At 60.8% G+C, this 15,511-nt stretch carries 15 protein-coding genes and 1 other RNA gene; 1 reads left to right on the forward strand and 15 read right to left on the reverse strand.

All coding sequences use genetic code 11. From position 1 onward, the window contains the following. Positions 1–25: 25 nt before the first annotated feature. The 14 genes from ACTQ3R_RS02810 to ACTQ3R_RS02875 all read right to left on the reverse strand — a co-directional run bounded on the left by ACTQ3R_RS02810 (position 26) and on the right by ACTQ3R_RS02875 (position 13,291). A complete protein-coding gene (locus ACTQ3R_RS02810; RefSeq protein ID WP_441777883.1) occupies positions 26–1,123 on the reverse strand; it encodes an SLC13 family permease in 1,098 nt (365 codons plus the stop codon). 306 nt (positions 1,124–1,429) lie between these two features. Continuing rightward, positions 1,430–2,845, reverse strand: coding sequence for an aminopeptidase (locus tag ACTQ3R_RS02815; protein ID WP_441777884.1), 1,416 nt, complete (start codon positions 2,843–2,845; stop codon positions 1,430–1,432). A gap of 28 nt (positions 2,846–2,873) precedes the next feature. After that, on the reverse strand, positions 2,874–3,470 hold the full coding sequence (gene coaE, locus ACTQ3R_RS02820) for a dephospho-CoA kinase (protein WP_441777885.1): 597 nt from the start codon (positions 3,468–3,470) through the stop codon (positions 2,874–2,876). Positions 3,471–3,473: 3 nt separating this feature from the next. Beyond that, positions 3,474–4,499, reverse strand: coding sequence for an L-threonylcarbamoyladenylate synthase (locus ACTQ3R_RS02825; RefSeq protein WP_441777886.1), 1,026 nt, complete (start codon positions 4,497–4,499; stop codon positions 3,474–3,476). An 11-nt stretch (positions 4,500–4,510) separates the two neighbouring features. After that, positions 4,511–5,041 (reverse strand): GNAT family N-acetyltransferase, encoded by a 531-nt coding sequence (locus ACTQ3R_RS02830; protein WP_441777887.1) that lies wholly within the window; start codon positions 5,039–5,041, stop codon positions 4,511–4,513. Then, positions 5,034–5,690, reverse strand: coding sequence for an HAD family hydrolase (locus ACTQ3R_RS02835; RefSeq protein ID WP_441777888.1), 657 nt, complete (start codon positions 5,688–5,690; stop codon positions 5,034–5,036). The genes ACTQ3R_RS02830 and ACTQ3R_RS02835 overlap by 8 nt, the downstream gene beginning before the upstream one ends. A gap of 12 nt (positions 5,691–5,702) precedes the next feature. Then, on the reverse strand, positions 5,703–5,960 hold the full coding sequence (locus ACTQ3R_RS02840; protein WP_441777889.1) for a hypothetical protein: 258 nt from the start codon (positions 5,958–5,960) through the stop codon (positions 5,703–5,705). Between the two features lie 55 nt (positions 5,961–6,015). Continuing rightward, positions 6,016–7,074 (reverse strand): peptide chain release factor 1, encoded by a 1,059-nt coding sequence (prfA, locus tag ACTQ3R_RS02845; RefSeq protein ID WP_441777890.1) that lies wholly within the window; start codon positions 7,072–7,074, stop codon positions 6,016–6,018. Between the two features lie 26 nt (positions 7,075–7,100). Further along, positions 7,101–7,727 (reverse strand): YdcF family protein, encoded by a 627-nt coding sequence (locus ACTQ3R_RS02850; RefSeq protein WP_441777891.1) that lies wholly within the window; start codon positions 7,725–7,727, stop codon positions 7,101–7,103. Continuing rightward, a complete protein-coding gene (abc-f, locus tag ACTQ3R_RS02855; protein ID WP_441777892.1) occupies positions 7,724–9,619 on the reverse strand; it encodes a ribosomal protection-like ABC-F family protein in 1,896 nt (631 codons plus the stop codon). Before abc-f ends, ACTQ3R_RS02850 begins: the two co-directional genes overlap by 4 nt. Before the next feature lie 26 nt (positions 9,620–9,645). Next, positions 9,646–11,034: a UDP-N-acetylmuramoyl-tripeptide--D-alanyl-D-alanine ligase gene (locus ACTQ3R_RS02860; RefSeq protein WP_441777893.1), complete on the reverse strand. Its 1,389-nt coding sequence runs from the start codon at positions 11,032–11,034 to the stop codon at positions 9,646–9,648. Between the two features lie 2 nt (positions 11,035–11,036). Next, positions 11,037–12,089 (reverse strand): D-alanine--D-alanine ligase, encoded by a 1,053-nt coding sequence (locus ACTQ3R_RS02865; RefSeq protein WP_441777894.1) that lies wholly within the window; start codon positions 12,087–12,089, stop codon positions 11,037–11,039. 379 nt (positions 12,090–12,468) lie between these two features. Next, positions 12,469–12,818, reverse strand: an RNA gene (gene rnpB, locus ACTQ3R_RS02870) — RNase P RNA component class A. Between the two features lie 32 nt (positions 12,819–12,850). Beyond that, entirely contained in the window at positions 12,851–13,291 is a 441-nt protein-coding gene (locus ACTQ3R_RS02875; RefSeq protein WP_441777895.1) for a DUF6291 domain-containing protein, read from the reverse strand. 306 nt (positions 13,292–13,597) lie between these two features. Between ACTQ3R_RS02875 and ACTQ3R_RS02880 the strand changes: the two genes are divergently transcribed. Beyond that, complete coding sequence (locus ACTQ3R_RS02880; RefSeq protein ID WP_441777896.1) at positions 13,598–14,572, forward strand: PepSY domain-containing protein; 975 nt, start codon at positions 13,598–13,600, stop codon at positions 14,570–14,572. A 140-nt stretch (positions 14,573–14,712) separates the two neighbouring features. Here ACTQ3R_RS02880 and ACTQ3R_RS02885 read toward each other — a convergent pair whose 3' ends face one another. After that, on the reverse strand, positions 14,713–15,441 hold the full coding sequence (locus ACTQ3R_RS02885; RefSeq protein ID WP_441777897.1) for a YebC/PmpR family DNA-binding transcriptional regulator: 729 nt from the start codon (positions 15,439–15,441) through the stop codon (positions 14,713–14,715). Between the last annotated feature and the right edge of the window lie 70 nt (positions 15,442–15,511).

Here is a 15,511-nt window from a genome sequence, read left to right on the forward strand (position 1 = left end):
TTCGTTGGAAAGCCGGGGCACTTTTTTAAATCCAATAGAGCAGCACCAAAAAGGCCACGTTGAGGATGGTGAACAAAAGCAGATACTTCTGCTTCTCCTGGGGGTAGCGGTTGGCCACCTGCTTGTAGGAGATGAGGCTGGCCATGGAGGCGATGAGGGTACCCAATCCCCCCAGGTTCACCCCTACGATCAGTTCCCGCAAATTCTCGCTGTATCCGGAGAGCAGCATGGCGGCGGGGACGTTGCTGATGACCTGGCTCACCAGCACGCCCACCAGGCGGTCGTGTCCGGCCATCATCCCGGCGATCCAGTTCTCCACGGCGGTGAGGTGCTTGAGGTTGCCCACGAAAATAAAGAAAAAGACAAAGGTGAAGATGAGGGAGTAATCCACCCCGGCAAAGAGTTCCCGGCTGCGCAGCAGCAGAGCCAGGGTCACCACCACAAACAGGGCCTCATGGGGGATGAAACCGGCCACGGTGAGCACGCACAGGAGAAACAGCACCCCGAAAAAGGCAATGGCCCTTTTGTCCAGCGGGTCGGACTTGCCCACCTCTATGTATAGCTCCGACTGCTTATAGCCAAAGAAAATGGCCGCCAGCAGCAGCACCGCCGCCCCCAGAGTGTAGGGGCCGGTGAGGCGAAGGAAGGACGGGATGTCCAGCCCCGCCAGGGAAAAGAGGTACAGGTTCTGGGGGTTGCCGATGGGGGTGAACATGCTGCCCAGGTTGGCAGCAATGGTCATCAGGGTGACGGTGTAGCACACCCTCTCCCGCTGGTCTGCCATCTCCAGCACCATAATGCCGAAGGGGACAAAGGTGATGAGGGCCACGTCATTGGTGATGAGCATGCTGCTGACAAAGCACAAAAATACCAGCGTACACACCAGCCCCCGCACGGTCCCCACCTGCCCCAGCACCCGGCCCGCCACATATTGGAGAAAGCGCTGCCGCCGCAGGCCCTCTACAATGAGCATAAGGCAGAACAGAATGATCAGGGTGTTGAAGTCGATATAGGACAGGTACGCCCCGCTGGGGGGCGCAATGAAGCAGGAGGCCGCCGCCAGCACCAGAGACACGGTGAGCACCACGTCCCGGCGGAAGGCAGCTGTAATTTGTTTGAACATGGCCATTTCTCTCTCCCATTGGCTCAGTTTGGAGGGGCGCTCTCCCAAGCGCCTCGCTTTTCTTATCTTATACAGGTTGCCCCTCCGGAGCAGGGGAAAGAATATTTCGCCGCTCCGGCGGCGACCCACTTTGCCAACAGCGGCAAAGTGGGCAAAACGCCGTTTGGAAACCAAGGTTTCCAAAACCTTCCTTCATTTCCGGCGACATGTGCGTCGGAAATGACACTTCTCACGAAAAATTTGCCGACAATTTTGAAAAAATCGAGGTGAATTTTTCGTGCTATCCTCCTCAACCAAGTGATAACATCACTTGGTTGACTCAAAAATTGCTTTCATGCCCTTAAAGGTCATATAGCAGTCCAGCTTGCCCACCGTCTCATAGGGGGCGTGCATGCTCAGCACCGGCACGCCGGCATCCAGGGTGTCGATGTCACGCTCGGCCATAAATACGGCCACGGTGCCGCCGCCGCCGGCGTCCACCTTGCCCAGCTCGGCCATCTGCCAGACCACGTTGGCCTCGTCCAGCACCCGGCGGGCGCGGGCCACCACCTCAGCGGAGGCATCGGAGGCCCCGGACTTGCCGCGGGCTCCAGTGTACTTGCAAAGGCCCATGCCGTAGTTCACAAAGGCGCTGTTGCGCTTCTCATACACGTCGGGGAAGTTGGGGTCATAGGCGGCAGTCACATCGGCGGACAGGCAGAAGGAATTCTCATAGCACACCCGCAGGGGTACCCCCTGGCTCTCACACAGGTCCTCCATAAAGGTATCAAAGGATGCCGACTTCATGCCCGTAACGCCCTCGGAACCGATCTCCTCCTTGTCGGCCAGCATACACACCGCGGTGTGCTGGGGCTCCTTCACCTGGAGCAGGGCGGCCAGACAGGCGTAGGCGCACACCCGGTCATCGTGGCCATAGGAGCCGATGAGGGAGCGGTCAAAGCCGATGTCACGGGCGTTGAAGGCGGGGACGGCGGAGAGCTCCGCGGAGATAAAGTCCTCCTCGGTGATGCCGTACTTGCGGTTCAAAAGCTCCAGCGCGTGGAGCTTCACCCGGTCCTTGCCCTCGTCGTCACTGAGGGGGCGGCTGCCCACCAGGATGTTCAGGGTCTCGGCGGGGATGGCCTCGCTCAGGGGCTTCTTGGACTGCTCCACCCCCAGGTGGGGCAGCAGGTCGTCAATGGTGAAGATGGGGTCCCCCTCCCCGTTGCCGATGGACACCCGGATCACCTGGCCGTTTTTCAGGGCCACCACGCCGTGGAGCTCCAGGGGGATGGTCACCCACTGGTACTTCCGGAGCCCGCCGTAGTAGTGGGTTTTCAGGAAGGCCAGCTCGTCGGCCTCATAAAGGGGGTTCTGCTTCAGGTCCAGCCGGGGAGAATCGATGTGGGCGGCACCGATGTGGGCGCCCTGGCTCAGGCTCTCCTTGCCGATGACCGCCAGCATAATGGCCTTGCCCCGGTTTACCCGGTAGACCTTGTCCCCGGCCTTCAGCTCCTGGCCCCGGACCAGAGGCCGGAAGCCTGCGTTTTCCGCCAGGGCGATGGTGCGGTCCACACACTCCCGCTCGGTCTTGCCCGCATCCAAAAACTGCTTATAGCCGGTGCAGTAGGCCTCCATGGCCTCATACTCCCCATCCAGCAGCCGGTCATAGCCGTTCTTCCGGTCATAAACCAGGGCCTTCCGAAGCTGCTCGCCCCGGCTCAGTTCCTTAAACTCGTCCATAAAAAGACCTCCTTTGAAACTTAGTATGTTATTCTTCCAGGATCTTATGTAGTACCGCCCGTACCTGGGAGGCAAACGCCTCCTGGGTGGGGCAGTCGTTGACGAAGGCAATATCACAGCCATCGGTGAAATAGCGGTCCGGCTTCTGGGCCCGCACCCGCGCCCAGGCGTATTCCTCGGAAATGCCCTCTCGGGTCATGATCCGGCGCACCCGGACCTCCGGGGGCGCCACCACGGCAATGGTGGCGTGGCACAGCTCTCCCAGGCCGCTCTCCAGCAGGGCGATGGCATCCACCGCCGCCAGGGGCCGCCCGGAGCGGCGGTGTTCCTCCAGAAGCTCCTTTGTCCGCTCCACCGTGGCCCGCTGGGCGATGGCGTTGAGGCGCTGGAGCTTTTCAGGGTCACCGAACACCATACTTCCCAGCTTCTTCCGGTTGATGGCCCCGTCCGTTCCCCGGAGAGGACCAAACTCCGCTTCCAGTCTTTTCTGTAAAGTAAGATCACTTTCCAGTAATTGATGGTACACGGCGTCGCAGTCGATGACTGCGCCCCCCAGGGCCTCCACCTCACGCAGGGCGGTGGTTTTCCCCGCCCCGGTGGGGCCGGTGATGCCGATGATTTTCATAGCCTACACCTCGATGATATGAAACCCCGCCGCCTTATTCAGGCGGTTGGCGATGGCCAGGCCGATGCCGCTGGTGTCCGGGCACTGGGCCCAGATGGCGGGGACGCTGGTATGGTCGAAGGAGCGCAGGGCGTCAAAAATGTGCCTTGCCTGCTCCTCCTTGTCCCCGGCGGGGCCCAGGTCCATCACGGGCCGGGCGGAGGAGCGTCCGGTAAACAGGGGCAAAAACTCGTCAAAGCAGATGATGCCGTCCTCGCTCTGGGCGTGGGCGGCAATATACTCCGCGCTCTTCTTCGGGTCGCCGGTGACCACGGTCACCGGGGCTTTCGGCGCGTAGTGGCGGTACTTCATACCGGGGGCTTTGGGCTTCTCCCCCGCCCCCAGCAGCCGGGTGACCGCCGGGTCCACGTCCACCTCCCCCAGCACGTCCCGGAGCTGCTCCAGGGTAATCCCGCCGGGCCGCAGCAGACGGGGCGGATTGCAGGTCAAGTCAATGATGGTGGACTCCACCCCCACGGAGCAGGGGCCTCCGTCCACGATGGCCTCGATCTTCCCGTCCATGTCCTCCAGCATGTGCTGAGCGGTGGTGGGGCTGGGGCGGCCGGAGGTGTTCCCCGAGGGGGCGGCCACCGGCACTCCGGCGGCGGCAATGATGTCCCGGCACAGCTTGTGGGCGGGGCAGCGCATGCCCACGGTGTCCAGTCCCGCGGTGACCGCCTCCGGCACCATATCCTTGTGGTAGAGAATCATGGTCATGGGGCCGGGCCAGTACGCTTCCGCCAGCTGATAGGCTGTCAAGGGAATATCCTTGCAATACCGCTCCAGCCAGGACACATCTGGGATATGTAAGATGAGCGGGTTATCTTGGGGGCGGCCCTTGGCGGCAAAGATGTTCTTTACCGCCTGCTCATTGAGGCCATTGGCCCCCAGGCCGTACACGGTCTCGGTGGGGATGCCTACCAGGCCCCCCTCCCGCAGGAGGACGGCGGCCTCAGCCAGTTCTGTTTCGGTCAAAAGCTTGGTTTTCACAACAAAGACTCCTAATTCCCGGCCTTTTTCACCGAGAAAATCAAATGGGGCATAGTGACCCCGTAGTAGTGCTTGACAAACACGCCCCGGACCTCCATGCCGTTGCGGCGGGCCACAGCCTGGGAGGGAAGGTTGTTGTCCCGGATGATGGAAAAGACCTCCTCCGCTCCCAGCTGCTCAAAGGCGTAGTCCCGGCAGGCCTGGGCAGCTTCGGTGGCATAGCCCTTGTGCCAGACGGCTTTCTCCAGCAGATAGCCCACCTCCAGCACCGGCTCCTCCCGGCCGCAGTCCTGCCAGGTAAGGCCGCACTGGCCCACCATCTCCCCGGTGGCTTGTTCCACCACCGCCCACAGGCCGATGCCATCCCGTGCATAGCGCTCCTGCTGGCGGCGAAGCCACTCCCACGCCTCCTCCTCGGGAAAGGCGTGCTCATAGGCATACATGACCTCCGGGTCCTGGAGCATGCGGCACAGGGCGGGGAAATCCTCATCGGTCATCTCCCGGAGCAAGAGCCGCCGGGTGGTCAGAATTGCGTTACGCATCACTTAAAATCACTTCTTTTAACTGCTGGGTATTCTCTGCCAGGAAGTTTGCTCCCTCCTGCTCCAGCTCCCCACGGCTGCGGAACCCCCAGAGGACACCGCAGCTGGTGAGGCCGCCGTTTTTGGCGGTCTGGATATCCACATTGCTGTCCCCCACAAAGAGGGTATTCTCCTTTGTGGCCCCCATCTCCTCCATCAGCCGGTGCAGAAGGGTGGGGTCGGGCTTGGTGGGCAGGCCGTCCAAGGCCCCCTGGGCATGGGAGAACACTCCAGGGAAATACCCCTCCAGAATGGAGGGCACCAGGGAGTGGGCCTTGTTGGACAGCACGGCGATGTTCACCCCAGCCGCCTTCAGTTCCGGGAGCAGGGCGGGAATGCCGGGATAGGGGGCGGTTTTGTCCTCCTTGTGGGCATCGTAGTAAGGCATAAACTCCTCCAGCACCTGCTGCAGGCCCTCCGGGGTACGCCAGTCCTCCGGGACAAAGCGCTGGGCCAGCTTTTTCATGCCGTTGCCCACATACTGCTTGTACTCCTCCACCGTGTGGGTGGGCCAGCCGTGGTTCCCACACACCCAGTTGGCCGCGTCGGCCAGGTCGTCAATGGTGTTGAGGAGGGTGCCGTCCAGGTCAAAAATCACATTCTGATACATAAAAACGCCCTCTTACTCGTAAAGCCCGATCTCCATACAGCCAAATTCCACCTTGGTGTCCTTGGCAAAGCCCGCCTGCTGCAGGTAGGCCTTCACGGCGATCTGGGCGTACTTGGGATTGTGGCGCTCGTCCTCCAGCTCCAGGTCAATGCGGCCGGTTTCTCCGCCGCAGACAGCGCCGCCGTCCTCCAGCACCTGGTTGAGCTCCTCTACCACGTCGCCCAGCTCCTTGCCCTCGGGGAGGGCGGTATAATGAATGTAGAGTTCCATGGAACATTCTCCTTTGCGCTATTAATATCGTTTGATCCGCGCTGCTCGCTGCGGCTCAGTCGCTTCCTTTCAATTTCTCCGCCTGGTCGGCAGCGGCCAGGGCGTCCAGGATCTCGTCCAGGTCCCCGTCCATCACGCTGTCGATCTTATAAAGGGTCAGGCCGATGCGGTGATCGGTGACCCGGCCCTGGGGGAAGTTATAGGTGCGGATGCGCTCGTTGCGCATGCCGCTGCCCACCTGGCTTCGCCGCTGGGCTGTATACTCGCTGGAAATTTTCTCCTGCTCCGCCTCATAGAGCCTTGAGGCCAGAAGGCGCATGGCCTTGTCCCGGTTCTGGAACTGGCTGCGCTCCTGCTGGCACTCCACCACGGTACCTGTGGGCTTGTGAATGAGGCGCACGGCGGAGGAGGTTTTATTCACGTGCTGGCCCCCCGCCCCGGAGGAGCGGAACACCTGCATCTCGATGTCGGCGGGGTTTAGCTGCACGTCCGCCGTCTCCATTTCCGGCAGCACCGCCACGGTGGCGGTGGAGGTGTGGACCCGGCCGCCGGACTCGGTCTCCGGCACCCGCTGGACCCGGTGCACGCCGCTTTCAAACTTCAGACGGGAATAGGCTCCATCCCCCTCGATGGTAAAGGAAATTTCCTTTATCCCGCCCAGCTCCGTTTCGCTCACCGAGTCTATTTCAATGCGCCACCGGCGCGACTCGGCGTACATGGAGTACATGCGGTACAGGGAATGGGCAAAGAGGGCGGCCTCCTCCCCTCCTACTCCGGCCCGGATCTCCACGATGACGTTTTTATGGTCGTTGGGGTCCTTTGGGAGCAGGAGGATCTGCAGCTCCCGTTCCAGCTGAGGAATTTGTTCCAGGGCCTGCTGGTACTCCTCCTGGGCCAGCTCCTTCATCTCCGGGTCGCTCATCAGCTCCTGGGCCTGGTCCCGCTGCTCCAGGGTACGCCGGTAGGTGCGGAAGGTCTCTACCAGGGTTTGGAGCTCTGCCTGCTCCTTGTTGAGCTTTGCCACCAGAGCGGGGTCATCGTAGGTCTCAGGCGCGGCCAGGCGGGCCTCGATTTGGCTGTATTTTGCTTCGATTGCGTTGAGCTTATCCAGCATAGGGGACCTCCAAAGGGTTGGAATATTTACCGGTCAAAGACAAAGGACTTCACCAGGGCCAACGGCTCCCGTATGTACATATAGAGCCGGGAGGGCAGATGGCTCTCCGGGGCGGCCAGGGTGGAGACGTTGTCAAATCCCGCACGCTGGGCCAGCATTCTGGCCCTGGTCAGGTGAAAGCCGTTGGACACCACCAGTACCCCGTCGGAGCAGTCGATGTCTTCCTGGCTCAAAAGCTCCTTGGAATACTGGAAATTCTGGGTGGTATTGTGAGACTCCCCCTCCAGAAGGATGTTCTCCTCTTCCACCCCGCGCTCCACCAGGTAGTCGGCCATGGCCTGGGCCTCGGTGGTGGGCTCGTCCGGTCCCTGGCCCCCGGAGACCACCACGGTCAGGTCCGGGTGCTCCTCCAGATAACCCAGGGCCTCATCCAGGCGGTCTTTTAACAATACCGAGGGGCCGTTCTCGCGCACCTGACAGCCCAGGATGATCATCACCTGGGGATCGCCGGAGATATGGTCGTAGGAGCCGGTGAGCACCAGCCCCAGCAAAATGGCAAAGGACAGGACCCCAGCCCCCACGAGGGCCAGCAGGGCCTTCGCCCAACGGGGGAAACGGTTTCCCTTATAGCTGTACACTTCGAGTTTGCTCATCCTCTGGCCTCCTCCAGCTGAGCCGCCAGGTCCTCCCAGCGGGCGTAGAGCTTCAGGATCTCCTCCTCCAGGGCCTCCTTCTTCTCATAAAGCTCCTGGAGCTTCAAATAATCGGCGGCGGCCTCCTCCATCTGGAGGGTGAGGTCGTACATCTCCTCCTCCGCCTTGCCCACCGCCCGCTCGGCGGCGGCCACTTCCTTTTCCAGGGTCTTGGTGCCCCCTGGACGCTTGGGCTTCTCCTTCTTGGGCTCCTCCTTCACCGGAGGGGGGACGGGAGCCGCTTTTTTCGCCTTGGCGGCCTGGTACTCCTGATAGGTGCCCTTAAAGTCGGTGATGTGCCCGTCCTCCAGCATCCAGATCCGGGTGGCAAAGCGGTCGATGAAGTAGCGGTCGTGGGAGACAAAGAGCAGGTTCCCCTCGTACTCCTCCACCGCCTCCTCGATCCACTCCCGGCTCTGGATGTCCAGGTGGTTGGTGGGCTCGTCCAGGATCAGCAGGTTAATTTGGCTGTCCATGAGCATACACAGCCGCAGGCGGCTCTGCTCCCCGCCGGACAGGGTGGACACGCTCTTAAATACGTCCTCCCCCCGGAACTTGAAGGAAGCCAGCCGGTTCCGGGCGGTCTGGGCGGTGCAGTCCAGGTCGTAGATCATGGTGTCCACCAGGCTGCGCTCCGGGTGGCCAAAGTGGATGATCTGGGGCAGGTAGCCGATCTTCACCGTGGGGCCCAGGCGGAGCTTTCCGCTGTCGGGCTCCTCCTCCCCCATAAGGATTTTAATGAGGGTGGACTTGCCGGTGCCGTTGTCCCCCAGCAGGGCGATGCGCTCGCCCCCCGCCACCTCCAAATTCACGTCGGAAAAGAGGGTGCGCTCTCCGAAGGACTTTTTCAGGTTTTTGATGGTGAGCACCTCGTCCCCCCGGAACTCCCGCTCGCCAAAGCGGACCTCCATCTTCCGCTCCTTTTTGGGGCGGTCGGTGGAGCGCATTTTCTCAATGCGCTTTTCCATGGACTGGGCCCGCTTGAAGGTCTTGTCGTTGCCCGAGTAGGCCCAAATGCGAAGCTGCTCGGCGGCCTTCTCCAATTGCTGGATCTTGGCCTGCTCCTTCTCATACTGCTTGAGCTTCTCCTCGTAGCGCCGCTCCTTTTCCACGGCGTAGAAGCTGTAGTTGCCGGAGTAGAACTCCGCCTTGCCGTTTTGGATCTCGATGACCCGGTCCACCACCTTGTCCAGGAAGTACCGGTCGTGGGAGACGGTAAGCACCGTCCCCTTGAATTTTTCCAGGTACTCCTCCAGCCACTCGGTGGCCCGCAGGTCCAGGTGGTTGGTGGGCTCGTCCAGCAGGAGGATGTCCGTATCCTCCAGAATGAGCCGGGCCAGGTTCACCCGTGTCTTTTCACCCCCGGAGAGCTTGTCAAAGGGCTGCTCCCGCATGGCCTGGGGGATGGACAGGCCGTTGCACACCTTATTTTTGTTGGTGTCCGTCTCATAGCCGCCCCCGGCCTGGAAGGCGGCGGTGAGCTTGTCATACCGGGACAGAATGGCGGGGTCGCTCTCCCCGTCGGCCATGCGTCCGGCCAGAGCGGCCATCTCCTCCTCCATCTTGTGCAGGGGGGCAAAGGCGGTGTCGATCACGTCCTCCACAGTGTAGCCCTGGGGATAGACGGGGATCTGGGAGATGAGGCCCAGGCGCTTGCCCGGAGCGATCATCACCTCGCCCTCGTCATAGTCCACCACGCCCGTGAGGATGCGCAGCAGGGTGGTCTTGCCGCAGCCGTTGGGGCCCAGCAATCCCACCCGTTCGCCGGTGTCCACCTGAAAGGTGAGTCCGTCCAGTATTTTGCTGCCGACCTCAAACTCCTTGACCAGGCCGGATACGGAAATGTCAATCATAGCGTTCCTCTTTTGTTGCTTGTTGCTCAGTGCTCCGGTGTCTGCTTCACCAAAAAGGCGGTAATGTCCTCCATCTTCATTCCACGGGAGGCTTTCACCAAAATGGTGCAGTCCCCCCGCAGCAGCATAGGCAGGCGCTCCATGGCCTCCCCCTTGTCCTGGCAATAGAGGACCTGGGGCACCCCGGCGTCCCGTGCCCCCTGGGCCATCGCCGCCGACTGCTCGCCCACAGCCACCAGGCACTGGATGCCCGCCTGGCCCAGGTACTCCCCGACCTCCGCGTGAAGGGCGGGAGAGAATGGCCCCAGCTCCAGCATATCACCCAGTACGGCGATCTTATAGCTGCTCTGGCTGTCGGACAAAACGCTGATGGCCGCCCGCATGGACTGGGGATTGGCGTTATAGGTGTCGTCCAAAATGATGATCCCATTCCCCCGGCGCAGAATATTCATGCGCATGCGGGTGGGGACAAACTGGCGGATGCCCTGCTCGATCTCGTCGGCGGTGAGGCCAAAGCGCTCGGCCACCGCCGCGGCAATGAGGGTGGGATAGACCATGTGCTCCCCCAGGGCGGGGATGCACACCTCCCGGTCCATATGGGGGGTGGTCAGGCGGCAGTGGATGTGGCTCACCCCGTCGCCCCCGGTGATCTGGGCCCGGTACTCCATCCCCTCCCCCTGGCCGCAGAACACGGTCTGCACCGGGGCGTGGCCCCGGAGGGTGGCGAGCATGGGGTCGTCTCCGTTGAGGACCAGCAGGCCGTCGGGCTTGATGTGGGGCAGCAGCTCGCACTTGGCCTTGAAGATGTTTTCCCGGCTGCCCAGGCGCTCAATGTGGGCATCGCCGATGTTGGTGATGACCCCCACCTCGGGCTTGACAATGCCGCCCAGGTAGTCGATCTCTCCAAATTTATCCATGCCCATCTCCACCACGCCCACCTGGTGGCTGCTGTCCAGGCGCAGGAGGGTCAGGGGCAGGCCGATGTTGTTGTTGAAGTTCCCCTCGGTTTTCAGGACCTTATATTTGACCCCCAGCACCGCGGCCAGCATATCCTTGGCCGTGGTCTTGCCCACGCTGCCGGTGACGGCCACAAAGGGGATCTGGAACTGCTCTTTATACCAGGCGGCCAGATCCCGCAGGGCCCGCTGGGTGGAGGACACCTTTACATAGAATTTTCCCGGCTGGTAGCTCTCCCGTTCCCGCTGGGTGAGGCACCCCGCCGCCCCGGACTCCAGGGCGGCGTTGATATAGGCGTGGCCGTCAAAGCGCTCCCCGGCCAGGGGGATGAACAGGGAGCCGGGATGGATGTCCCGGCTGTCGGTGTCCACATGGAAAATAGGGGTGTTCTTGTCAAACTCCCCCAAAAGCTGCCCGTCTACCGCCTGAAGCAGCTGTCCTAAGGTAATAGTCTCCACGATTACAGGCTCTCCTTCCGCTCCTCCAGGGAGGCGTCAATGATCCGCTGGCACAAGGCGGGATAGTCAATGCCCACCGCCGCCGCCTCCTGGGGCACCAGGCTGGTGGGGGTCATGCCGGGCAGGGTATTGATTTCCAGGAAATAAGGGGTCCCGTCCTGGGTGACGATGAAATCCGCACGGGAATAGACCCCCAGGCCCAGAATATGGAACACCTGCAAGGCCGCCTCCCGCAGGCGCGTCTCCCACTCCTGGGGGATCTGAGCGGGACAGACCTCCTGGGCGGCGCCGGGCTGGTACTTGTTCTCATAGTCATAAAAGCCCTCTTTGGGGATGATCTCGATGGAAGGCAGGGCCCGGTCCTCCAACAGGGCCACCTGGATCTCCCGGCCGGAGACATACTGCTCCAGCACGGTGCGTCCCCCCAGCTTCACGCTCTCCTGAAGGGCGTGCTCCAGCTCCGGCTGGGTTTTGGCGATATACACCCCGATGGAGGAGCCGCTGGCGATGGGCTTTACCACCACGGGAAGCTCTGTGCGCTCCACCAGCTGGGGAATGTTCTCCTGGGTGACGGTGACCGTCTCCCACCGGGGGGTCATGACCTCACCGGCCACCAGGCGCTTGGTAAGGTCCTTATCCATAGCCATGGCTGAGCCCAGATACCCCGAGCCGGTGTAGGGCACGCCCAACAGGTCCAGGGTGGCCTGAATGCGCCCGTCCTCGCCGCAAGAGCCGTGGAGGGCCAGGAATACGATGTCCGCCCCGGCACACAGCTCCAGCACCCCAGGGCCGATGGCTGACCGGCCGCCGGTTTTCCGCTGGGCCCGGATCTCTCCCAGATCCGGAGCCTGGGGGCTGATGTGACGCAGCTTTTCGGGAATTGGCTGGCGGTAGAGCTCCTCCCCGGCCACATCCATCCCGTCCAGACCGAAAAACAGATCCACCAGAGCTGCCTGGTGGCCCAGGTCCCGGAGGGCCTGGGCGATGAGGGCCCCGGAGGACAGAGAGACGTTGCGTTCCGGGCTCAGTCCACCGGCCAAAACCAATATTTTCATTTCGAAACACCTCGTTTACAACACATGGGCATACCTATCACATTGTATACACTGGTCAAATATTTTATCACATTTCAAGCCCGTCTACAATGGGGCATGGAAAAATTTTGTCTTCTGCAGGCGTAAAAAAGCCCCGGTCCTCTGACCGGGGCAAGGAAACAACGAGCGGCCGGGCGCCGATAATATGCAGCGGCAAAAAGCCCTCCTGCAAGGAGTTTCGCCGCCCGCAGGCGGTGAAAGAAAGTCTAATCCGTTTTTGGGGCGGCTTTGCCGACCCCAAAAACACTTCTCGCAAAAATACCCCCGACCATTTCAAAGAAATCGAGGGGGGATTTTTGTGCAGCTCCCTCAAAAAATGGCCGGGCCATTTTTTGAAGTAAATGCAAGCAGGCCTGTAAGCCGGGTTCTGTCTTTTAAGACAGCCATCTATCTCGACGCGCCGTTGCCGACGCGCTCAAGCCGCCTCCCTGGGACGGCCGGGCCAGCCTATTGTCCCTCCACGGCGTTGCTCCGGATAGAGTTTACAGCGATGGGCTGTTCCCAGCCATCGGGTGAGCTCTTACCTCACCTTTCCACCTTTTCCGGCCCGAAGGCCGGTAGTCTATTTCTGTTGCACTTTTCCTAGGGTCGCCCCCGGCGGGTGTTACCCGTTATCCTTGCCCTGTGGAGCCCGGACTTTCCTCACCAATGGGCCTTTCGCCCCACCGGCGCGGCTGTCCAGCCTGCTTGCCCGACCATAATACAGGAAAAAAACGTTTCTGTCAAACGGTTTCTTGTGCCGTGCCTCCCCTGAGCCATTTGGACGGGGGCAGCGTGTCCCGGCCCTGCTCCATCAGCCGCCGGATCCGCTCCATATCCTCCCGCTCCCGGCTCCAGTCTCCGCCAGGGCGCTGAGGCGCCGCGGAAGATTGGGACTGGGGCCACTGGCCTTTTCGCTCCAGCCTGGAGCGGCGCTGGGCCAGCCACTTTTGGGTGTCCCGGCAGATGTTCCCCGCCATAAAGCCGAAGGCAACCTGGGTCTGCTCCGTCATCTGGGGAAATTCCTCCATGATCTGGGTCATGTCCGCCTGCTCCTCCCGGCTCAGCCTCTGGGCATAGACGTAAAGCGCCGTGAGCAGCCACCCCCGCTGCTCCGGAGGCAGGGTCATTAAAACCGGATAATTGTCCAGGTAAAGTAAGAAACTGTTTTTTTGATTTTCCATAAAACTCCCTCCTTACCTCTGGCGGCCATGTGTGCTTTGTTGCATGTTTTCGTACACCGAAGGGAGATGGTAACGGTTACTGTTACGGAAATAGAAATGGTAATGGTCTCTGTTATAGTTATAGTAGTGTAAAAGCTAGTTTTGAATACTGTTATGTAAACTGTGCCCTCTTCCGGTGGGCGAAACAGGGAGAGAAAAAATATTTTAAAAAAATTTTTGGAAGGGTGCAATAAAACCCAGTCCTCCCGCATTGTACAGTCAGAACGGCAAACAAAACAGCCTAATGAAGAAAGAGAGGAATCATTTATGAAGAAGTCTTACATCGCCGCCGCCCTGGCCCTCACCGGATGCATGGTAGTCGGCGCCGCCGCAGTCAGCCAGCCCCAGAACGTGGTCGCCACCTTCCGTCCCGACATTACCCTGGAAGTCAACGGCACCGCCTACAACGTCCGGGATACCAACGGCAACCTGGTCTCTCCCCTCATCTACAACGGTACCACCTACCTGCCCCTGTCCTCCCTGGGACAGCTACTGGACGTAGATGTGAGCTGGGATGCCGCCACCAGCACCGTGGTCGTCCATGACGCGGACACCGCCTCCACCCTCATCGGCGAAGCCAAGGCCAAGGAGATCGCCCTGAACCACGCCAATGTCTCCAGCAGCAAAGCCTCCTTCCGTCCGGTCAAGCTGGACTGGGAGAACGGCCGTCAGGTCTATGAGGTAGAGTTCTACTCCGGCAGCACGGAATATGACTATGAGATCGATGCGTCCACCGGCTCCATTGTGGGGTATGATCACGACATTGAGAACTACACCATTCCTTCCACTGGCACCTCCACCAACCTCATCGGCGAGGCCAAGGCCAAGGAGATTGCCCTGAACCACGCGGGGCTGACCAGCAGCAAGGTGTCCTTTGTCCAGGCCAAGCTGGACTGGGACGATGGCCGCCAGGTCTATGATGTGGACTTCTACTCCGGCAGCAAGGAGTATGACTACGAGATCGACGCCGCCACCGGCTCCATCCTCAGCTATGACTACGACATCGAAAATTACTCCATCCCCTCCGCCTCCCAGAGCGGCGACTATATCTCCAAGGAGAAGGCCCAGCAGCTGGCCCAGGCCAAAGCCCCCAACGCCACCCTCGTCAAGCTGGAGTTCGACTATGACGACGGCCGGGCCATCTACGAGGGAGAGCTCCGGGACGGACGCACCGAGTATGACTTTGAGATCGACGCCGTCACCGGCAGCTTCCTCAAGTGGGAGCAGGATTGGGACGACTAAAACTCAATTAAATGGCAAAGAACAGAGCAAAAAAGGGAACCCGCCGATTGGCGGGTTCCCTTTTTGTATGTCTTTTTGCAGAGGCGAAGCGGAGCTTCGTAGGAAGCTTTTTTGCCTACTTTTTTCTCGAAAAAAGTAGGTTAGTCCTGCTCCCAGTTGTGATAGACGTTCTGCACGTCGTCATTGTCCTCCAGCAGGTCGATGAGCTTCTCCATGTTCTTGATGTCGCCCTCATCGGTGAGCTTCACATAGTTCTGGGGGACCATCTGCACACCGGCCTCCAGGAAGGTGTAGCCCTTCTGCTCCAGGGCCTCAGTGACGGCGGAGAAGGCGTCGGGATCGGTGTAGACCTCAAAGACCTCGTCGTCAGCCTGCATATCGTCGGCGCCGGCCTCCAGAGCGTCCATCATCACGGTATCCTCGTCCAGGTCCTCGCTGTCCAGCACAATGACGCCCTTGCGGTCAAAGCTCCAGGACACGCAGCCGGTGGCGCCCAGGCCCTTGCCGTACTTGTCCAGCAGGTGGCGCACCTCAGGAGCGGTGCGGTTGCGGTTGTCGGTCAGAGCCTCCACGATGACGGCCACGCCGTTGGGGCCGTAGCCCTCGTAGACCACGCTCTCGAAGTTGTCGGTGTTGCCGGAACCCAGCGCCTTGTCGATGGTGCGCTTGATGTTGTCGTTGGGCATGTTGGCCGCCTTGGCCTTGGCGATGACGGTGGCCAGGCGGGAGTTGTTGGCAGGATCGCCGCTGCCGCCGGTCTTGACGGCCACGATCATCTCACGGGCGATCTTGGTAAAAATCTGGGAGCGCTTTGCATCTGCCGCGCCCTTCGTCTTTTGTATATTGTGCCACTTGGAATGTCCGGACATGAAAATCTTCCCTTCTTGTTTGATCAAATCAAAAGCGCAAACATTATATCACTCCCAGGTGGCCTTTGCA

The organism is Lawsonibacter sp. LCP25S3_E2 (genome assembly GCF_052117285.1).
GTDB lineage: Bacteria > Bacillota > Clostridia > Oscillospirales > Oscillospiraceae > Lawsonibacter.